The organism is Streptomyces sp. NPDC031265 (assembly GCF_055570295.1).
In genome coordinates, this window is sequence record NZ_JBVIHM010000044.1 from 23,713 (window position 1) to 45,080 (window position 21,368).

A 21,368-nucleotide genomic window follows, 5' to 3' on the forward strand; every position below is an offset into this window, starting at 1 on the left:
GGCACAGGAGAGGCGCAGTTCCACAGTGTGATCACGGTGCCGTTGGACGTACCGTTGCCATGGCCGGTGAAGCACTTGCCGGAGTTGGCCGCCGGGCTGACGGTGCTTTCCGAGTACGCGTGGGCGGGAGGCCGGCGAGCGGTTCGCGCGGGGTGAGAAGACCTCGGTGATCGCGAAGGAATTACGGGTGAGCGAGCGGTCGGTGGAACCGTCGGCGAAAGCGACTTCCGACATGAGCGCGGCGGCGATCTGGTGCCGTGAACGCAGCCGCCCGCGCAGCGCGACGGCGGTCTCCAGCAGCGCGTTGCGGACCACGGCTGGTCCTTGCCAGTGGCGTCTGTGGGGCCTCCCGCACCCCTTTCGGCGGCGGTTGAACCGGGCTCAGGCACGTATCTCCTGAGGACGATCAACAGGCCTGTCGCTGGTTACTGGGAGTGACTCCGTGCGCCAGACCTTCGGTTCGCGCCGGGACGCGGTCCATCGTGCGGCTCATTCGATGGCGTAGGTGATGAGGACCGCGCTCAGCGGACGGCCTGGGCCTGGACCGTCCACGTGGTGTGAAACGTCATCCCTTGGCAGCGGATGTCGGAGTCTTCCTTCAACTTCACAGCGGCAGGCAGCACGAATGGCAGGTTGGCCTGGCTGAGGTCAAGCGTGGGCAGGGGGCCCACGCCGACTGCGGACAGTTCGATCTGATCGTGGCAGTACGTCATGTCGTCGGCGTTCGCAACGGTGTCGATAACGACATCGCCGGCGGCAATGGAGGTCAGTTGGGCCCTTACGTTGCTGTTCGGGTTGGTGAAGGTGAGGGTGACGTCTGCGGTTTCACCGGGCAGCAGCGTGGCGGTTTGCGAGCCGGTGACCGTGATGGGGATGAAGTGCTCGGTGGAGCCTGTCACTGGGCCCGATGTGCTCTGCTGGATGAAAGGCATGATGTGCCTCCTGCTCAGACGGACTGGATGTGCGTGGGAACGGTCTGTCCTCGGCGGCCCGTGCTTCACCGACGCTCGTCAGCGATCAGTGGGCGCTGCTGTGGATTTCCTTGCCGGGGCCTGGAGTCGGCGGCTCACAGCCGCCCGGGAGCCCGATCAGCCGACGTGGCCACATCGGCCTATGGGCCTGGGAAGGGGCCAGCGCTCTGTCGCCGAGAACGCGGACGGCCCTCCCGCTCAGGCCGATCGAAACAGGGGTGAGGGAACACGCCGACCCGAAACCGCTGCCTCTGCGGGCATTCAGGAAAACGGTCAGGACGGCAGCCGAATCCCGGCCTGGAACGCTGTCCCTGGGCCGACAGTGGGCCAGCTGCCACTCTCCCGTGGAGGGACGGGCGGCCCACCTGTTCGGATGCGTACAGTAACCCATTTGCACCACATCGTTGACAAGCATATTGACGTCACGTCACCCGAACGGTGGAGCGCTCGGAGTCGGCAGCCCGCGGGAAGTGCGCCCTTCGGGTCGTCCCGCATGCGATGGCCTGACAGGGCCTGGCCGGGGCGCGCCCGCGACATGGGTGAGGGCCGGCCGACGGCCGTCGCTCCCTGAGCCGGCCCCTGTGTCTTGTATGCGGCCGTCATGCCCTCACGGGCGGCCGGTTCACGGGTATTGAAGCTTTTCGTTTTAGCGTCAGATTTGGGGTGATGGTCAGTCCGGTCTCTGCCAGGCAGCCGTCGATGAGGTCGGGGCGGTGCTGGATCTGGCTCAGTGCCCGGCGCAGGGTGCGGGTGAGGTGGTCGGGGTCGGTGAAGGCGACGTTGGCCAGGGCTCCGCGCCGTCACGAAAATCGCAGGCCGACGAGGCAACTCTGCGTATGCATCCCTGATGCGTCCGAGCGCGTGGAGGACCTGCCACCAAGAGTGATGGTCCTTCGATGGGACCACTGTCCACCGAGTAGCCCAGCGACCGCCGACACCTCGCCCGGAATCCCCCAGCCAGGCCTGAGGATCTACCGTGCCGACCGCCTGTCCTGCGGTGGTGGGCCCGGCGTGCCGTCGCTGACGCCTCAGCCAGCCCCGGCCGCCGGGAGGCTCGCGCCTGATGAAACAGACTCCGGCGCGCCTCCTGCGCCTCCGTGCGCCTCGCGCCATGGCTGGATCCACGACCGCGGCCCCACACTCGTACCCACCTCGCTGTTCGCACGGAACCCGACGCTCTCCGCCGTCCGCACGATCCGCTGCCGGTGCGCCCTGTGCTCGTCCGCCAGCACCGCCTGGTGCCGCGCCTCGTCCTCGGACCGCTCGTGCACAGCCTCCCGACGGCCATTTCGCTCCCGCAGGTACATCCACGCTGATCTGGTCAGCGGTCAGGCCCTCGAAGGCGTCCTTGGGCTTGGACGGGCTCGCGCTGGGAGACCTCTGCCCGCCGAAATCCGCCGGACAGCGCCCCGAGCAACCCCGGATGAGACACGCCCCGTACGACCACGCCGGAAATCCCGGACACCCGCCCCGGCCGCGACCCGCAACTCACCCTCTGGTGAATCGCGGATCGGTCTTAGCAGCGGGCGAGTGTCCCGCTCTCCAGGGTGGATTTGTCGCTGAACAGCCAGCCCTCGGTGTTCGTGCCCTGGATGCGGGCGTAGATCCACTTGTTGCCCTGGGCATTGGCGGCGTAGCAGTGGTAGTAGACCTTCACTCCGGACTTGACCGCCGTCACATAGGAGCACGCCGCGTACGGCCCGGTGTAGAGGTGGGTGTTCTGGGCCACGTAACCGTAGCCGTCGCTGCGGTTCGAGTGGGCCCAGCCGGTGCATGCCGTCGACACCGGGACGGGCTCCTTCACCTTGGAACTGGGCGTTGCCTTCCGCGATTCGGACGGGTCGGCGGCCGACTCGCCTCCGTCCTTGCCGGGCTTCGGTGTGGGACCTGCCTCTCGGTCCCCGTCCTTCTTCGCGGGGGTGCTGGACGGCGTCTCGCTGGGGTTGATGCGCGTCAGGTCTCCCGGGGAGGTCGGGCCGTCGGTCGTGCCACCCGTGTCGGACATGTCACCGTCGGCGGGGGTACTCGCCGTGGAAAGCGCCGGGTTCGACCCGCCGCCCGCGTCGCCCTGCATGTCCACTAGAGCGCAGGCGACTCCGCCGCAGGTGACGACGGTGGCGGCCGCCACCGCGACGACGGTACGGGTGCGGCGGCGGCGCGTGCGGACGGTCGTGGCACGGGTCTCGGAACGGCTGTCGTGACCGGCGGGCGTGCCAGGCGCCATGCCCGACTGCGGAGGGGCGCCGTAGGCGCCGGTCGGTGTGTAGGAGGCGACGGTCTGAGGGGTGGGCTGGGAGAACGGCGCGGCGGCGGGACCGAAGGCCGACGGAGTGACGGGCTGGAGGGCCGGTGCCGGCGCGAGGTCCACCGTCCTACCCCCGGCGACCGCCTCCAGCATCTCGCGCGCCTGCCCGGCGTCGGGCCGCTGCATCGGGTCCTTGGCCATCAGCGCCTGCAGCACCGTGGTGAGCGGTCCGGCTCGCCGGGGCTCCGGCAGTGGTTCACCGACGATCGCCGCCAGCGTGGACCACACCGACGTACGGCGGAAGGGCGAAGAGCCCTCCACCGCCGCGTACAGCGTCATGCCGAGCGCCCAGATGTCCGACGCGGCACCCGGTTCCCGGCCCTGTGCGCGCTCCGGCGGCAGATAGTCGAGGGAGCCGACGATCTGACCGCTCTGGGTCAGCTTGGCCAGGGCCTCATCGCCGGAGGTCTCCATGGTGGCGATGCCGAAGTCGGTGAGCACGACCCGGCCGCTGCGCTCAAGCAGTACGTTGCCGGGCTTGACATCCCGGTGGAGGACCCCGGCCCGGTGTGCCGCGTCGAGCGCGTCCATCAGCTTGGCGCCGATCGCGGCCGCTTCGCGCGGGTCCAGCGGGCCGCGCTCCGCCAGCACGTCGTCGAGGGAGGGCCCGTCGACCAGCTCCATGACGATGACCGGCAGCCCCTGCTCCTCGACCACGTCGTGCACCGTGACCACACCGCTGTGCCGGATACGGGCGGCGGCCTGCGCCTCCCGCTGCATCCGGACCCGCAGATCGGCCAGTTCGACCGGGGAAGCGTCGGTGTAGGCCCGCAGGACCTTGACGGCGACCTCGCGGTTCAGCAGCTGGTCCACCGCCCGGGCGACCACACCCATGCCACCGCGCCCGATTGTCGCGGTCACGCGGTATCGCCCGCCCAGAACCTCTCCGACCAGCTCCGCGCCGTTCGCCCCCGTCACCTGTCACGCTCCGTTCGTCGCACTGTTCCAAGATCCGCCACGTGTCGGGCACCAGCGTAGGGGTCCACGTGCGGGCGGGTTCACACGGCCCGCCCCTCGGCGCGCAGGTGCACCTTCCAACAGTCATGATCATCCAGTTGTCTGACGCAAGATCATGAGACTCATGCCGTTCCCCCCGCGAGCCCGCCCGTTCGACCAGGAGCCAGCCCGCCGGAGCCATTGCGACTGCGGCCCCCTGCTGCCCGCAATGCGGGAGGCGGTTCGGCAGGGCATGGCCCGAAGCGGTGCGACCCAAGGGTTCCTGGAGGTACTGGAGCTAGGGCGTGTTTCGAAAGTCCCGTCTGCCCGGCGGCGTCTGGCACGCACGCTCGCCGCGTTGTCGGGATCACCCCGATACAACCAGTATCGGGGCGACCCTCCGCCTTGCGATCGCACGCACCAGACGCCGCCGGGCCCGCCCTTCGGGCGGACGACGCTACTTTCGAAACACGCCCTGGTGTCCTGCACGGAGTGGGGTCCACCTCATGGCGGACGGTCGCCGGGAGCGTTCACACACCTCAGGGGCTGGTCCCGGCGAGTGGACTGTCACCGTGGCCTCACGCAATGGCGACTGGTGGCACTACACCGGGGGCGCGTTTCAATTCCTCGCGGACCTGATCAGCGGATCTTTGGAACTGTGGGAGCTACCTTCAGTACGGCCTCACGTCGAGGCCTTCTGAGCGAACAACGCCTCTACGACTCGCTCGTGTTCAGCGTGTCGTCGCCCACGAAGCGACAGCAGCGACAGCCCGGCCCCAGATACCACCTCGTCCCGTGTACAACGGGAGTGTTGCCGTCACCCCGCTTCATCGCCACGCTGAGAGGCGTCCGACGATCGCGAAATCCGAGCCGGGCTTGCCCCGTCGGATCGCCACGGTGCGCGTCCCAGCTCCTGGGGGACGGCGCCGGGCCGACAGCCTCTGTCGGGAGGGTGCCCGCTGACAGCGGGGCGGGGCCCTGACACGGGAGTACCCAGGGGCGGCGGGTGTCGACGCCTTCTACCGGTGGGCGGGAGTGCCTGGCACGTCAGGGCCCGGGCAGGGTCGTGGCCGTTACGCCTGCTCTGCCTCGCGATGGTCTACCGCCGCCCTCGACTGATGGTCCGGTGTGAGGCGGTTGATGCGGTATACGTCCGGAACGCAGAGGTTGAGGATGACCGCAGCAGCGATCAGCGCGGCGCATGCCAGGAGCACTGCCTGGCTGTTCCACGAGTGCGCCGCAAGGGCGGTGATGAGGTAGCCGAGAGGGATGGCGAGGCGCTCCCCGACACCGTTGAACGCGCTCATACGGCCCTGTTCCGACTGGGGCACATGCTGTTGAAAGGCGGTAGTCCAGGCAACGATCGCGACATCGAGCCCTACCCCTGCCAGCAAAGCAGTCACCAGGACGAGCGTCAGCGGCGCGCTGCAGGCCATGGCGGCCAAGGGGAGCGCGAGGGGCCCGCTTGTGGCGACCGCGACGGTGAGCAGTCGGTAGGGTTTCCAGCGCAGGCATATGAGGGTTCCCGCCAGCAGGCCGAAGGCGAAGGCCGCCTGGATGAGGCCCCAGTCGCGTGCCCCGGCGTACTGCCGTGCGGCGACGAGGGGGCCGAGGAGCTGGAAGCCCGCCAGCCACGCCGCGACGAGGACCGTGCCGGCGGCCGTATAGGTCCACAACCAGGTACGCGACCAAAAGCTCGTCCAGCCCGCCCGCAGGTCGGCCAGGGCGCTGTCGGTTGTGGTGAGCGGGGCATCCAGGCGCAGACCGAGAAGCAGGACGGCCGCAGCGGCGAACGTGAACGCGTCCCAAGCCAGGGCCCACGCCGCACCACTGGCAGCGACGACGAACCCGCCGATGACCGGACCCAGCACCTTGACCGCATTGGTCGGCAGCCTGAGCAACGCGTTGGCCTGCTGCAGGTGTTCCGCTGGAACGATCTGCGCAACGGCACCCTGCGTGGCCGGCACGATGAACGACGCCGCGGTTCCCGAGACGAAGCCGCATGCTGCGATCGACACCGTCGTCGCATGCCCGGCTGCCACAATGACGGCCAGCACACCCTGCGCGCCCGCCGCCAGCAGATTGCCGAGGCCCAGCAGCCGGCTTCGGGACAGGCGGTCCGCGAAGAGCCCTCCCACCAGGAGGAACACGATCGTGGGGACCATGGTCGTGGCAAGCACGAGGCCGAGAGACCCAGCCCCTCCGCCCTGCCCGATGACGGAGTATGCCAGTGCGACGGGGGCCATCGCAGATCCCGTAGCCGAAATCAGATTGGCTGACACGAACCGTCGGAAAGCCGCGACCTTCAACGGCGTGCTGATGACCATCGGTGACTCCGGGGCAGCCTTCATGATCTCCCTGGTGCTCCGCGCAGCGAGCACCCTAGTGGAGCCGGACACCGTGTGGAGCGCGATTGAACACAGTTGGCCGACAGCCCCCCTGGGCCCGAGGCGCAGACTGCCGCCAGCACCGCCACCACTGCGGCACCCGTCCGCCACCACCCCCGCATCACCATGCGAGGCGATGCTAGCGGGCGGCGGGTGCGGTCGGCCGCGCCCCCGCTATTCAGTCGGCGGCGCGCCGGGCGAAGGACCGGTGCTACAGCCGGTCCTGGAGACCGCGGCGCGCGGGCCTGTCCCTCCCTGGGTGCCCTGTCGGGGCCCCGCGCCGTCCGGGCAATTCGGAACCTGGGGCGCCGCGGAGAGGAATGACGCTCTGTGGCTCGGAGAATGACTTGATGCCTCCAGGGTCCCGGGCCCGATTGTCAGAACCGGCCTTTAGAGTCCCGACGGATGGGGCCGGTACCGGGGCCACCAGCACCGCAGACACGGCGCCTCCCTGGTCTGCTCGGGGGTGGCCACAGACGAACCAGCGTCCAGGCTTCGCAGAGGGCCACGCGTGCGGCCCGCCGGCCCCGGCCCCATCCCCACTCGCGCGCCGGGCCAGCGTGACATCTCCAACGCGGAGCTCGTCCAACTCGGTACGTCCCGCACTCCGCTGAGCCGCTGGTGCGCCGCCCCCGCATCAGGCCGCGGCACAGGACGCATCGCGCACGGCCGCGACAACGGCCCAAAGGGTATCCGAGCCTGGCTGCACCTGCGCCACCGCGCCCTCGGCTCGGAGCTGGCGCTGGGGTTTTCCTCCGCCTCCTCCGAGTGCGCCACGGTTCGGTGTCCGCCCTCGACATCGTGTGCACCAAGCTGGAGCAGCTCGGCCTGGACGTGGGCCATCGCCGACGGGACGGTGCGGACCGCGGCGCTGCACCGCGGGCCGGCCCTTCCGACGGCCGAGGAGCTGATGGTCACCGCCCCGTTCCACATCCGGAACAAACAGGTGGACCACTTCGGGAAGGAGTGGACCGCGTACCAGCCTGCTTCCGAACAGGCGCTGCGCGAACGGCTCGTGAACCACCACGAGACCGTCGGCCTCACCCCCTCCCAGAGCCCTGCTTCCCGTAGGGATGGTGGCCCCTCACCGCGCTCGCTTTCCTGTCCCACGGCTGGCAGCTGGAGACGCGGCCCGCCTGTCTGCCCGAATCACTGCTGGGCAGCCCGCCGCAGCAACCGCCCCCTCCCCCGCGCCCCACGGGCCGGATCCCGCCCAGCAGACAGGGCAATGAAAAGGTCAAGCGTTACCCATCCAGGTCAAGATTCGTGCTCCTACGGAATTCACCGGTGCCCATCGGAATAGTCGCCTGGGGAAACAGGTTTGAGTCACACGTACCCAGCCCAGGTGCAGCCGTCGACCTCTTCCCGCCTCCGGAGGCCCCGTAATGTCCCAGCCGACGACCGACCAGGAGGCCGCACCGCGCGGCATACGCGGTGTCGTCCCCGTACTCGCCTTCGCCGGCATCACGGTCGCGGTGATGCAGACGCTGCTCGTGCCGGTCATCAAGGACCTGCCCGAGCTGCTCAGCACCTCACCCTCCAACGCCACCTGGGTCATGACCTCGACGCTGCTCGCCGGCGCCGTGGCCACCCCGATCATGGGCCGACTCGGCGACCTGTACGGCAAGCGCCGCATGCTCCTGTCCAGCCTCGCCATCATGGTGGTCGGCTCGCTGATCGCCGGCTTCACCAGCGAACTCCTCGTGATGATCGTCGGCCGGGCCCTTCAGGGCTTCGCCATGGGCGCCATCCCGCTCGGCATCGGCTTGATGCGCGATGAGCTGCCCCGCGAGAAGCTCGGCTCGGCGATGGCCCTGATGAGCTCCTCCATAGGCGTCGGCGGTGGACTCGCACTGCCGGTCGCGGCCCTGGTCGCCCAGCACATGAACTGGCACACCCTGTTCTTCGGCTCCGCGGGCCTCGGCGTAGTGGCCATCCTGCTCACCCTCCTGTTCGTACCGGAGAGCAAGGTCAAAGCGGAGGGCACCTTCGACGTGCTCGGCGCGCTCGGCCTCTCCCTGGGTCTGATCCTGCTGCTGCTCCCGATCACCAAGGGCAGCGACTGGGGCTGGGGATCGACCACCACGCTCGGCCTGCTCGGCTCGGCGGTCCTCGTCCTCGTCCTGTGGGGCGTGATGGAGCTGCGCGTCAAGGCGCCGCTGGTGAACCTGCGCACCACCGCCCGGCGCGAGGTGCTGCTCACCAACCTCGCCTCCATGATGGTCGGCGTCGCCTTCTACGCCATCTCACTCGTGCTCCCGCAACTGCTCCAGCTGCCCTCCGCCACCGGGTACGGCCTCGGCCAGTCGATGGTCGTAGCCGGTCTGTGCGTGGCCCCGCTCGGCCTGACGATGATGCTGACCGCCCCGGTCTACGCCCGCCTCTCGGCCAAGTACGGCCCCAAGACCACCCTCATCCTCGGCATGCTGATCATCGCGATCGGATACGGGGCGGGTCTCGGCCTGATGAGCGCGGCCTGGCAGACCATCGTCATCTCGGTCGTCGTCGGCGCGGGCATCGGGCTCGCCTACTCCTCGCTCCCCGCGCTCATCATCGGCGCGGTCGACCCGTCCGAGACGGGCGCGGCCAACGGCCTCAACACCCTGATGCGCTCGATCGGTACATCGGTGTCGAGCGCCGTCATCGGCATGGTCCTCGCCAACACGTCGCAGAACTTCGGTTCCGTCGCGCTCCCGACCATGCACGGCTTCCGCGTCTCCTTCCTGATCGCGACGGCCGCGGTGGCCGGTGGGCTGGCGTTCGCCGTCTTCCTGCCCAAGGGCCGTCCCGCCGCCCAGCCGCAGCTCCGGGCCAGCAGCGAAGAGGACGCGGCACTCGAACGGGCCGCCGAGGTACTGGCACCTTCCACGGCCGCGTCGCCGGCGCGGCCGGCGCGGCCGTAGCCCACCCCAAGGCCACTCTCGGCGCGACCTGCTCATCCTCGAATTAAGGAGGCCGTGCCTCGGGTTGGAGTATCGAACCACTTCGATTGGGCTCGCCTCGACGACTCCTGGGGGTGAGATGTGCGGCCGGCACGCGAGAGGCACCCGCTGGGTCCGGCTCTGCAGGGGCGCTTCCGGGCGTGGAGCGGGGGACCTCGCGTCGGGGTGTCGGACTCAGGCCGGGTAGGGAACGTCGGCCTCACCGGTGCCGGCGGGGTTGACGTGCAGGGCGCCGTCCGGGCCGCCGATCCGCAGCTGCCAGGGATGCGGGCAGTCGGTGGTCACCCGGAGGCGGTCGCCCGTGCGGCGCAGCTGGAAGCGGGCAGCCTCACCAGGGCCCTCGGTGCGCGGGATCACGACGGTGCGCTCGGCGCCGTCGGCGAAGGCGTGGACGCGCAGCTCGACTCCGTCGGCCCAGGCGGAGACCGGGTGCTGGTCGTCCGCCCCGAGCGGGATGACGGAGTCGGGGCGGGCGAGGAGCGGCAGGGTGTGGAAGCCGTGCCGTTCACGGACCCAGCGCGGGCCGGTGACCTGGTCGCCGGTCAGGATGTTGGTCCATGTCCCCTCGGGCACGTAGTACTCGACCGTGCCGTCCTCGGTGAAGACCGGGGCGACGAGCAGGTCGTCGCCGAGCAGGTACTGCCGGTCGAGCGTGGCGGCGGCCGGGTCGTCCGGGAACTCCAGCACCATCGCGCGCATCACCGGGAGGCCGGTGGCGTGCGCCTGCTGGGCCGCGTGCTGGAGGTAGGGGGCCAGGCGGTGCTTGAGCAGCGTGAACTCGCGGGTGACCTCGACGGCCTCCTCGCCGTAGTCCCACGGGACTCGGTAGGACTTGCTGCCGTGCAGTCGGCTGTGCGAGGAGAGCAGGCCGAACTGCGTCCAGCGCTTGAAGACGGCGGGGTCCGGAGTGCCCTCGAAGCCGCCGATGTCGTGGCTCCAGAAGCCGAAGCCGGACAGGCCGAGAGAAAGTCCGCCGCGCAGCGACTCCGCCATGGCGTTGAAGTGTGACTCGCAGTCGCCGCCCCAGTGCACCGGGTACTGCTGGCCACCCGCGGTGGCGGAACGGGCGAACAGCAGCGCCTCCCCTTCCCCGCGCTCTTCGCGGAGCAGCTCGAACACCGCCTGGTTGTACAGGTGGGTGTAGTAGTTGTGCATCCGCTCCGGGTCAGAGCCGTCGTGCCAGACCACGTCGGTGGGGATGCGCTCGCCGAAGTCGGTCTTGAAGCAGTCCACGCCGATGGCCAGCAGGGTGCGCAGCTTGCCGGTGTACCAGTCGCGGGCGGCGGGGTTGGTGAAGTCCACCAGGGCCATGCCCGGCTGCCACAGGTCCCACTGCCAGACGCTGCCGTCCGGGCGACGCACCAGGTGGCCCTCGCGCATGCCCTCGGCGAACAGCTCCGACTTCTGCGCGATGTAGGGGTTGATCCAGGCGGAGATGCGCAGGCCCTGCTGCTTGAGCCGGGCCAGCATGCCGGCTGGGTCCGGGAAGGCCGCCGGATCCCACACGAAGTCGCACCACTGGTACTCGCGCATCCAGAAGCAGTCGAAGTGGAAGACGCTCAGCGGGATGCCGCGCTCGGCCATGCCGCCGACGAAACGGGTGACGGTGGCCTCGTCGTACTCGGTGGTGAATGAGGTGGTCAGCCACAGGCCCAGCGCCCACGCCGGCGGCAGCGCGGGGCGGCCGGTGAGCGCGGTGTAGCGCTCCAGGATCCGCTTGGGGGTCGGTCCGTGGACGACGAAGTACTCCAGCGACTGGTCCTCGACGCTGAACTGCACTTGGCCGACGGACTCCGAGCCGATCTCGTAACTGACCCTGCCGGGGTGGTTGACGAAGACACCGTAGCCCCGGTTGGTCAGGTGGAACGGGACGTTCTTGTAGGCCTGTTCGCTGCTGGTGCCGCCGTCCGCCTGCCAGATGTCCACCACCTGCCCGTTCCGGATGAACGGGGTGAAACGCTCTCCCAGACCGTAGACCAGCTCGCCGACGCCCAGGGAGAGTTGTCCGAGCATGTGGTGGCGGCCGTCGCCGTCGGTGGCGAAGCCGGTGCCGCGCTCGCCCACGGAGGTCAGCACCCGCCCGTCGGCGCTGAACTCCAGCTGCCACGGCTTGGCGGTGTTCACTCGCAGCCTCAGTTCGCCGGCGCAGAGCTCCACCACGTCGCCGTCCCGGCGCACCTTCCCGGTGCCCTGTTCGGAACCGGGCAGCGCGAACTCCGGCCCGCGCCGCAGCGAGCCGGCGTGGTGGGTGGTGCGCACCCCGATCACGCCCTCGGCCGGGGACCAGCACTCGATGGTCAGCAGGGGGCTGTTGAGCGTGTCACCGCGGCCACGCACGTGCTTCACGGGCGCGTAGAGGGTCATCCGGTCCTCGTCGGTCCGGACGTCAGCGACCTCGGTGGCGTAGCGCGCGGTGACACCCGGGCGCATCAGCCAGTAGCCGTCGGTGAACTTCATCGGGCAGGTTCCTCCGTCCGCGCGCGGTGCGCGGTGATCAGGCCCCGGTACCAGCGGTAGCTGTCCTTGGGGGTTCGGGTCAGGGTGTCGTAGTCGACGTGGACCAGGCCGAAGCGCTGCTCGTAGCCGCGGGCCCATTCGAAGTTGTCCAGCAGGGACCACACGTAGTAGCCGCGTACGTCGACCCCGGCCGCGACGGCGTCGGCGACGGCGGCGAGGTGGCCGGCCAGGTAGTCGATCCGTTCCGCGTCGTGGACGCGGCCGTCGGGGGCGACGCTGTCGGCCTCGGCGGAGCCGTTCTCGGTGATCCAGAGCGGCGGGAGCCGGGGGTAGCGGGAGTGGAGGTCGCAGAGCAGTTCGGTGAACGCGGACGGGACGACGGGCCAGCCCATGGTGGTGAGCCGGGTACCGTACGGGTTCGGCTCGGCGACGCCGATGTCCATGGCGGTGCGCAGGCCGGGGTCGTCCTCGCGGTGCGGGGCAGCCGCGATGGTGATCGGCCGGTAGAAGTTGATTCCGACGAAGTCCAGCGACCCGCCGATCAGTTCCAGGTCCCCCGGCCGCCGCCAGGGGCCGTCGGCCAGCCCCTCCCAGGTCTCGGCCTCGTGCTCGGGGTAGCGCCCGGCGAACAGGGGCCCGGTCCAGACCTCGTTGTGCAGAACCTCGGCCCGGCGCAGGGCTGCCAGGTCCTCGGGGCGGTCGGAGACGGCGTGCAGGCGGTCGAGGTTGAGGGTGATGCCGACCTCGCGGGCGCCGGCCGCGCGCAGCTCCCGGACCGCGAGGCCGTGGCCGACCAGCAGGTGGTGGGCGGCCGCCAGCGCCCCGCGGCCCTCCTGGGCACCGGGGGCGTGCCGGCCCTCGGCGTAGCCCACGAAGGCAGAGCAGAACGGCTCGTTGAGGGTGATCCAGCGCTCGACCCTGTCCCCATAGCGCTCGGCGGCGACTGCCGCGTACTCGGCGAACGCCTCGGCGCTCCCCCGCACGCGCCAGCCGCCCCGGTCCTCCAGGGCCTGCGGCAGGTCCCAGTGGTACAGGGTGACGGCGGGGGCGATCCCGGCGGCGAGCAGTTCGTCGATCAGCCGGTCGTAGAAGTCCAGGCCCTTCGGGTTGACCGGGCCGGTTCCCTGCGGCAGGAGGCGCGGCCAGGCGATGGAGAAGCGGTAGCCGTCGACGCCGAGGTCCCGGAGCAGGGCGACGTCCTCGGGGTAGCGGTGATAGTGGTCGCAGGCGGTGTCACCGGTGGCGCGGCCGAGGGTACGGCCCGGGGTGTGGCTGTAGGTGTCCCAGATGGACGGGCCGCGGCCGTCCGCGTCGTGGCCGCCCTCGATCTGGTACGCGGCGGTGGCGGCGCCGAAACGGAAGTCGCGGGGCAGGTCCGGGAAGGCTGGGATGCTCATTCGGCGGTACCTCACGGGTCTTTCGGGGATCGTCGCGGGGCCGGCCGGCGGGAGGCCGGATTCCGCGCACGGCGGTCACAGCTGCGGCGCCAGCCCGAGGTCGAGCAGCCAGGAGAGCTGGGCGGGCGGGTTGGAGCCACAGCCGCCGCCGTGGTCGGCGAAGGGCCACACCGTCATGGTCCGGTCGTCGCCCGCGTAGTGGTTGAAGGCGGCGTAGACCGTGGAGGGCGGGGAGACCGGGTCCATCAGGCCGACGCTGAACAGGGCCGGTGCGGTGGCTCGTTGGGCGAAGTGGACGGCGTCGAAGTAGTCGAGCGTGGCGAAGGTCGGCTCCACTCGGTGCCGGCTGTGCCAGCGCAGGTACTTGGCGATCTCCGGGTACGGCCCCTCGCCGGCGATCTGCGCGGCATGGCGGAAGTGGCACAGGAACGGAACGTCCGGCATCACGGCCGCCACGCGGTCCCCGCTGAGGCCGGCGACTGCGAGGGCCAGGCCGCCGCCCTGGCTGCCGCCGCTCACCACGACCCGGTCGCTGTCGAGGCCCGGAAGCTGCGCGACTGCGTCCACGGCGCGCACGCAGTCGGTGATCAGCCGCCGGTAGTAGTAGTTCTCGGGGGAGTCGATACCCCGGGTCATGAAGCCCTCGACCCACTGGGTGCCGTCGCCCATGTCCCGGTCCGGGGTGTCATGGCCCTGACCGCGACTGTCGACCACGAGTTGGGCGTATCCCGCAGCGGACCAGAACAGGTGCTCGGTGGGCAGCCCGCGGCCACCGCAGTAGCCCATATAGGTGATGACGACGGGCAGCGGCCCGTCCACGCCGCGTGGGCGCAGCAGCCAGGCGGCCACCCGCTCGCCGCTCCAGCCGGGGAACCGTATGTCGTCGACCTCGACGGTGCGCAGCGCGTACTGCGAGGTGACGCGTTCGGCCTTGACCGCCGCGCCGTGCGAGCGGGCGTCGGCGAGGGTTCGCCGCCAGAACTCGTCGAAGTCCTGCGGGACGGTCAACTCGGGCCGGTAGCTGACGAGTTCGTCAAGCCCGAAGTCAGTGAGCGGCATGGGCGATTCCTCCGGGTGGAGCGATGACGAGCTGATGTGGTGGGACGTGAGCAGCGACTGGGGGCCACCTCCGGGCGGCCGGGCGACGGGAGTGGAACGGACTCGGTATGAGGGCGCCTCGTGGCGTCGGGCCTCCCTGCGTCGGGCACCGGGCGAGGGAGGTGGCGGCCCGCCCCCCTCGGCGGGCCGCCGGTCTGGGGGCGACGGGCCTCAGTCGGCCGTGCCGAAGCGGACGGCGCAGAGCCGGAAGTCGCCGTGCAGGGTCAGGCTCAGGTCGTGCACGCCGTCGAGCGGGGCGGCGAGCTCGGCGGTGGTGCCCGTCCCCGCGTAGCGGTCGCCGGTCACGGGCACGTCGATCTCGGCCAGGACCCGGGCGCCCAGCCGGACTTCGAGCCGCGCCCTGCCCGTACCGACACCCTCGCGGGTGGTCTCGACCTCGACCCTGGCGGCCCCGGAGAGGTCGATGTCGCGGAAGAGGAGCGTCGCGGGCCGCGCGGGATCGGTGGGCGTGACGGCGTCACCGTCGGAGCGGGTGGCGTCGACGATGGTGACGTCCTCGTAGTCGTCGAAGTCGACCGCCGGGATTCGGCGTCCGACGCCCACCCGGGGCGCGGCGCCGGCCCCGGTCACGGTGAGCGGCGCGGACAGGGCCGGGTGGTCGGCGCAGCGGGCGACGATCACCTCGTAGCCACCGGGATCGACGGCGAAGGCGCCGGTGGTGACGGACCAGTGGGCAAGCTGCTCGGCCGAGAGCCGGAACGTCAGCCCGCGGCTCTCCCCCGGCTCCAACCGCACCTTGCGGAAGTCGGCCAGTCGCAGCCGGGGTGCCTCGTAGCGGGCGTCCAGGGCCCGGACGTAGAGCTGGACGACCTCGCTGCCGGCCCGTGGGCCGGTGTTGGCCAGGTTCACCGTTACGTCGAGTGAGCCGTCCTGGGCGATCGACGGCTGCGACAGGCGCAGGTCCCGGTGGGCGAAGTCGGTGTAGGACAGCCCGTGGCCGAAGGGATAGAGGGGGGCCGTCCGGTGGTACTGGTAGGTCCAGCCCGCCTTGATGATGTCGTAGTCGAGCGGGGCCGGAAGCGGGTCGTCGCCCCGGTACCAGGTCTGCGGCAGGCGGCCCGCGGGCTCGGCCTCGCCGAGCAGGACGGCGGCCAGCGCATGTCCTGTCTCCTGCCCGCCGTGGGACGTCCACACCACGGCGGGCAGGTGCTTGTCGGCCCAGTCGAGGGCGAACGGGTAGCTGCTCATCACGACCAGCGCCGTTTCCGGGCGGACGGCCGCGACGGCGCGCAGCAGCTCCTCCTGCCCCTCGGGCAGGTCGATGTCCGCGCGATCCTCCGTCTCGCGGCCGTTGACCATCGGGTGGTTGCCGAGGACCACGACCGCGACGTCGGCCGCCACGGCGGCCTCCCGCGCCTCGGCCAGGCCGTCGCGCAGCAGTTCCCGCTGCCAGCGCTCGGCGTCGTCCGCGGTCTCCGCGGTGACCGTCACCCGGCCATCGGTCGGGTCCACGGCGGCGTAGCGCCCGGTGAACAGGGAGCGGAGCAGCACGGTGTCCGCACCGGCCGGTTCGAGCCGGAAGGTCTCCTTGACGAACCAGCTCTTGATCACTACCTGGTCGTCGGCCAGGGCGTCGTCGTCCTGGAGGCTCAGGTAGCGTCCGGTGTCGGCGGCGCGCAGCGTGAAGGCGCCGCCGCCCCAGTCGGTCACGTCGAAGGCGCACTTGCCGAGCAGGTCACCCGTGGTGCGCGAACGCAAGGTGATCCGGTCGGAGCCTTCGACGCGGACCACCTCGCCGCCGTGGGCGCCGACGGCCGTGGCCAGTCCGGCGGCGATGCTCACCTGGTACGGCATGGTGCCGCTGTACCAGTCCTCGTACAGCGTGTCGGCGAGCGGGCCGATGACGGCGACCCTGGGCGTGCGGTCCGGGTCGAGCGGCAGCAGGCCGTCGTTCTTGAGCAGCACCGTCGACTCGATCGCGGCGTACCGGGCCAGGGCGCGGTGCTCCGGGCTGTCGATCACCTCGGGGCCGGTGCCGGCGTAGGGGTCGAGGTCGGGGTCGAACTCACCGACGCGGAAGCGCACTTCCAGCTGCCGCCGGACCGCGCGGTTCACGTCGGCCTCGTCGATCAGACCGCGCTCCAGCGCCTCGCGCAGTCGGCCGATCGGCGTCCCGCTGTCCTCGCCATGGTCGGTGAAGCTGTCGATGCCGGCCTTGAGCGCCGCCGCGTGGGACTCGACGTGGTCGTCGAAGTAATGCTCCGGGTCGACCAGGTTGGACGGAGCCTCGGCGTCGCTGACCACGAACAGCTCGTGACCGGTCGGCTCGGCCCAGCGGCGCAGCTCCGCCTCGATCAGCGGACTGACGTGGCAGGGGCGGCCGTTGACGAGGTTGTAGGCGGCCATCGTGCCGGTCGCGGCGCCGGAGGCGACGACGGGGCGGAAGGCGGCCAGGTCGTACTCGTGCAGCACGCGCGGACGCAGTCCGGAGGAGGTGGTGCAGCGGTCGTCCTCGTTGTTGTAGGCGAGGAAGTGCTTGAGCACCGGGGCGGCCCGCAGGTAGGTCGGGTGGTCGCCGGCGAGGCCCCGGCAGAACGCCTCACCGATCCGGGCGGTGTGCACCGGGTCCTCGGAGTAGGCCTCCTCGTTGCGGCCCCAGCGCGGGTCGCGCAGCAGGTTGAGCACGGGGGCCCAGGCCTGCAGTGAGTTGGCTCCGCGCTCGGCCGTGCTGATCGTCGGGGGACGGTGGTAGTGGAAGGCCCGCAGCTCGGTCGAGACCGCGTCGGCGACCCGGCGCACCAGGTCCTCGTCCCAGCTGGCGCCGAGGCCGACGGCCTGGGGAAAGACCGTCGCCACCCCGAGCCAGGAGACGCCGTGCAGGGCCTCGCTGCCGGTGCGGAAGGGAGCGAGGCCCAGACGCGGCACGGCCGGCGCGTACTGGTGCAGCATCGCGAGCCGTTCGTCGAGCGTGAGCCGTTCGACCAGGTCGTCGACACGCTTTCGCACCGGCAGCGCGGGATCACGGAAAGCAGGCAGGTCGGCTGCGGACACGGGAACGGAACTCACGTGGAAAACCCCTCGGCGGGCCGGTTGCAGGAGATGTTCATCGAAGCGATTCGACGCTGACATGATCCGATATTGCTGTCAACTACCCAGCACACAAAGGATTTTGGATTTGTTCAGTCTCTTGCTCAATCGGTAACGGCGTCATTACTCTCGCCGAAAATCCAAGCGCTTCGACGCATCGACGGAGAGGGGCCATGCCACCATGAGATCCGGGTTGAACCGCAGGAGCTTTCTCAGCACCACCGCCACGATCGCGGGAGCCGCCGCGATGACGCCCCTGCTGACCGCCTGCGGCGGATCGACCGGGAAGTCCGGTGCGAACAGCAAGGAGGGCCTCAAGGCGGCTCTGCCGACCTATGTGCCGAACAGCAGCGCGGTCAAGCCGGACATACCCCCGGTGCGCGGTGGAACCGACGCCGCGACCGACCCGGCCTACCTCACCTACCCCGCGTCCCCGCCCACGAGTGTCTCCGGCGTTCCGGGCAAGGGCGGCCGCTACACGGCGGTCACGCCGCTGTGGGGCACCAACCCGCCGGTCGGCAACTCCTTCTACCAGGCCATGAACAAGGCCCTCGGGGTCGAGCTCACCATCAAGCCGGCGGACGGGAACAACTTCAACACCATCGTCCCGACGATGACCGCCGCCAAGAAACTGCCGGACTGGATCAACCTGCCGTCCTGGTGGAACCCCAACTTCAACACCGGCAGACTGACCGGCACACAGCTGGCGGACCTGACCCCGTACCTGTCCGGCGACAACATCAAGAAGTACCCCCACCTGGCCGCCCTCCCCACCGGCGCCTGGCAGGTCGGTGTCTGGGGCGACAAGCTCTACGGAATCCCCTGCCTGTCCACCGGCTTCGCCATCGCGGGAACCGTCTACTACCGCCGGGACATCCTCGAGTCCCGGGGCATCACCGCCGACCAGGTGAAGTCCGCCGACGACCTGATGAACCTCGGCAAGGAGTTGACCGACGCCAAGCGGGGCGTGTGGGCCTTCGACGACGTGTGGACCTACCTGTACACGGCCTGGGGTGCCCCCCAGAAGTGGAAGGTCGACAACGGCAAGCTGGTCCACGCCTTCGAGACCCAGGAGTACCTGGAGGCCCTCGACTGGCACCACCGCCTGGCCACCTCCGGGTACATACACCCGGACGCGCTCGCGGGTGACAACGCCAACGCCACCACCCGCTTCTACAGCGGAAAGACCCTCATCCAGGGCGGCGGAACCGGCGCCTGGAACCTGACCGACTACCAGTCCGGTGTCGCCGCGGACCCGCACTACCGGCGCGGCGCCTTCAACGCCCTGGCCGCCGACGGCAAGAGCACACCCGTGATCTACATGGCTCCCTCCACCAGCATGATCAGCTACCTCAACGCGAACCTGAAGCCCGCTCAGATCGAGGAACTGCTCGCCGTCGCGAACTACCTCGCAGCTCCCTACGGCACCGCCGAGTACACCCTGATCAACTTCGGCGTCGACGGCGTCCACCACAACCGGGTGAACGGCGTGCCGACCTTCACGAGCGAGGGCAAGAAGGACGTCCAGCCACAGACCTTCCCGTTCCTGGCCGCTCCCTCGGCCGTAATCAGCAACCCGGACGGCGACATCGTCACCAAGGACTACGCGGCCTGGCAGGGCGCCAACGTCAAGACGCTCACCAAGCCGCTCTTCTGGGGCGTGAACTACGGCATGCCGCAGGCGATCGCCGCGGCCGAAGCCGCGCAGAGCGTCAACGACACCGTGAAGGACTGTTACCACGGCAAGAAGAAGGTCTCCGACGTGCAGGCCGCCATCGCGAACTGGAGGTCCGGCCCCGGAGAGCGGCTCAAGCAGTGGCTGACCGACAACGTCCTCAACAAGTACGGCACCGGCCAGTGAGTACCACGCGGTCGGAGCGCCCGGCAGGGCCGGCGCGGCTCAACTGGCGGATCAAGCTGCGACGCGACAAGTCGCTCCTGCTGATGACCGTGCCCGCGGCCGTCCTGCTCCTGGTGTTCAACTACGTACCGCTGTTCGGCGTGGTCACCGCCTTCCAGGAGTACGACCCGCTGGTCGGGGTCTGGCACAGCCAGTGGGTCGGGTTCGACCAGTTCCAGCAGCTCTTCCACGACCCGGCGTTCTGGGACGCGCTGAAGAACACGCTGTACCTCAGCTTCGTGCAGCTTGTCCTCTTCTTCCCGATCCCGATCGTTCTGGCCCTGCTGCTCAACTCGGTGGTCAGCGAGCGGCTGCGCAACTTCTTCCAGTCCGTGGTCTACCTGCCGCACTTCTTCTCGTGGGTACTGGCGATCACGATCTTCCAGCAGATGCTGGGCGGCGCCGGCGTGCTCAACCAGTTCCTGCGCCAGCACGGCCTCGGCGCCTGGGACATCATGACCAACCCGGACACCTTCGCGCTGCTCATCAGCTCCCAGGCGATCTGGAAGGAGGCGGGCTGGGGGATCATCGTCTTCCTCGCCGCCCTCAGCGCGATCAACAGCGAGTTGTACGAGGCCGCGGCGGCGGACGGCGCGGGGCGGTTCCGGCGGATGTGGCACATCACGCTGCCGGGCCTGCGCGGGGTGATCGTGCTGATGCTGGTGCTGCGGCTCGGCAACGCGCTGTCGGTCGGCTTCGAGCAGTTCCTGATCCAGCGGGAAGCGGTCGGCCACGAGGCCGCGGACGTACTGGACACCTTCTCCTTCTACTACGGCATCGCCAGCGGCGGCTACAGCTTCGGTGCGGCGGCCGGGCTCTTCAAGAGCGTGGTCTCGCTGCTGCTCATCTGGGGTGCCAACCGGCTGGCGCACGCTTTCGGCGAGGACGGGTTGTACCGAAAATGACCAACGTACTCACCATCGGTTCCCGGCGCGAAAAGCGGGATGCGCGAAGGGGAACCGCGCGGCGCGGGGCCCGGTCCGTCCGCCCGTCCTGGGAGGAACCGCCGACCGCCGTCGGCCAGGCGGCCAAGGGACTCACGCTCGGCGGCATGCTCGCCGTCGTCCTGGTCCCGCTGTGGATCATCCTGGTGACCAGCTTCTCCACCCCCGGGGCCGTCAACCGGGCCGGCGGCCTGGTGGTCTGGCCGGACGGCCTGACCACCGAGACGTACCGCCAGATGCTCAGCGACTCGACCGTCCGCACCTCGTTGCTGGTGAGTCTCGGCATCACCGTGGTCGGCACCGCGATCTCCATGGCCGTGTCGATCCTGTGCGCCTACGGCCTCTCCCGGCCCAGGTCCCTCGGGCACCGTTTCGTCCTGATGCTGTTGATCGTCACGATGTTCGTCAGCGGCGGCCTGATCCCGAGCTTCCTGGTCGTCACCGAGCTCGGCGGCTACGGCCAGTGGTGGGCACTGATCCTGCCGAGCGCCGTCTCCGTCTTCAACATCCTGGTACTGCGTGCCTTCTACCAGGAGACCTCCTCCGAACTCATCGACGCCGCCCGGATGGACGGCGCCGGGGACTGGCGCATCCTGTGGTCCGTCGTCCTGCCCACCTCACGCGCCGTCACGTCCGTGACCGCGCTCTTCTACGCCGTGGGCTACTGGAACTCCTTCTTCAACGTCATGCTCTACATGCCGACGGACAGCCAGAAGTGGCCCCTCCAGTACGTGTTGCTCACCTACGTCAACCGGGGCAACGGCCTGCCCGGTTCCGTCAACTCCGGCTTCGGCAGCACCCATGCGCAGACCGCGCCGCTGTCGCTGCAGATGGCGGTAGTGGTCCTCACCCTGGTACCACTGGTGATCGTGTACCCGTTCGTACAGAAGCACCTGCGCGCCGGTGTGCTCACCGGCGCGATCAAGGGCTGATCCGCGCGGGAACCGAGGCCCCCACGGGCCGGGAACGGTCCCCCGCGGACC

The 21,368-nt window shown here is 70.0% G+C and carries 10 protein-coding genes and 2 pseudogenes; 4 read left to right on the forward strand and 8 right to left on the reverse strand.

Going from position 1 to position 21,368, the window contains the following annotated elements; translation table 11 throughout:
- Positions 1–521 precede the first annotated feature (521 nt).
- The 4 genes and pseudogenes from ACZ499_RS37455 to ACZ499_RS37470 form a co-directional block, all read right to left on the reverse strand.
- On the reverse strand, positions 522–932 hold the full coding sequence (locus ACZ499_RS37455) for a hypothetical protein (RefSeq protein WP_468681340.1): 411 nt from the start codon (positions 930–932) through the stop codon (positions 522–524).
- A 638-nt stretch (positions 933–1,570) separates the two neighbouring features.
- Positions 1,571–1,771: pseudogene (locus ACZ499_RS37460) on the reverse strand (hypothetical protein); the annotation flags it as partial.
- Between the two features lie 716 nt (positions 1,772–2,487).
- Positions 2,488–4,110: a serine/threonine-protein kinase gene (locus tag ACZ499_RS37465; protein WP_468681374.1), complete on the reverse strand. Its 1,623-nt coding sequence runs from the start codon at positions 4,108–4,110 to the stop codon at positions 2,488–2,490.
- A 1,175-nt stretch (positions 4,111–5,285) separates the two neighbouring features.
- Positions 5,286–6,539: an MFS transporter gene (locus tag ACZ499_RS37470; RefSeq protein ID WP_468681341.1), complete on the reverse strand. Its 1,254-nt coding sequence runs from the start codon at positions 6,537–6,539 to the stop codon at positions 5,286–5,288.
- A gap of 1,445 nt (positions 6,540–7,984) precedes the next feature.
- Here ACZ499_RS37470 and ACZ499_RS37475 point away from each other — a divergent pair.
- Positions 7,985–9,546: pseudogene (locus tag ACZ499_RS37475) on the forward strand (MFS transporter); the annotation flags it as partial.
- A gap of 169 nt (positions 9,547–9,715) precedes the next feature.
- Here ACZ499_RS37475 and yicI read toward each other — a convergent pair.
- From yicI to ACZ499_RS37495, 4 genes are all read right to left on the reverse strand, one after another.
- On the reverse strand, positions 9,716–11,998 hold the full coding sequence (yicI, locus tag ACZ499_RS37480) for an alpha-xylosidase (RefSeq protein ID WP_468681343.1): 2,283 nt from the start codon (positions 11,996–11,998) through the stop codon (positions 9,716–9,718).
- Positions 11,995–13,395: a GH1 family beta-glucosidase gene (locus ACZ499_RS37485; protein WP_468681345.1), complete on the reverse strand. Its 1,401-nt coding sequence runs from the start codon at positions 13,393–13,395 to the stop codon at positions 11,995–11,997. The genes yicI and ACZ499_RS37485 overlap by 4 nt, the downstream gene beginning before the upstream one ends.
- Before the next feature lie 75 nt (positions 13,396–13,470).
- Positions 13,471–14,454 carry an acetylxylan esterase gene (locus tag ACZ499_RS37490; RefSeq protein ID WP_468681347.1) on the reverse strand — a complete coding sequence of 328 codons (984 nt, stop codon included), beginning with the start codon at positions 14,452–14,454 and terminating at the stop codon, positions 13,471–13,473.
- A 210-nt stretch (positions 14,455–14,664) separates the two neighbouring features.
- The gene (locus ACZ499_RS37495) at positions 14,665–17,520 is read right to left on the reverse strand and encodes a glycoside hydrolase family 3 C-terminal domain-containing protein (protein ID WP_468681349.1); all 2,856 of its coding nucleotides are present in this window, start codon (positions 17,518–17,520) and stop codon (positions 14,665–14,667) included.
- Positions 17,521–17,722: 202 nt separating this feature from the next.
- On the opposite strand from ACZ499_RS37495, the gene ACZ499_RS37500 reads away from it, so the two are divergent.
- From ACZ499_RS37500 to ACZ499_RS37510, 3 genes are read left to right on the forward strand one after another with little or no spacing between them, the layout of a single operon-like run.
- Complete coding sequence (locus tag ACZ499_RS37500) at positions 17,723–19,402, forward strand: ABC transporter substrate-binding protein (protein ID WP_468681351.1); 1,680 nt, start codon at positions 17,723–17,725, stop codon at positions 19,400–19,402.
- On the forward strand, positions 19,399–20,346 hold the full coding sequence (locus tag ACZ499_RS37505) for an ABC transporter permease (protein WP_468681353.1): 948 nt from the start codon (positions 19,399–19,401) through the stop codon (positions 20,344–20,346). The genes ACZ499_RS37500 and ACZ499_RS37505 overlap by 4 nt, the downstream gene beginning before the upstream one ends.
- Positions 20,343–21,317, forward strand: a complete 975-nt coding sequence (locus tag ACZ499_RS37510) for a carbohydrate ABC transporter permease (RefSeq protein ID WP_468681355.1) — start codon at positions 20,343–20,345, stop codon at positions 21,315–21,317. The genes ACZ499_RS37505 and ACZ499_RS37510 overlap by 4 nt, the downstream gene beginning before the upstream one ends.
- The last annotated feature ends 51 nt before the right edge of the window (positions 21,318–21,368 follow it).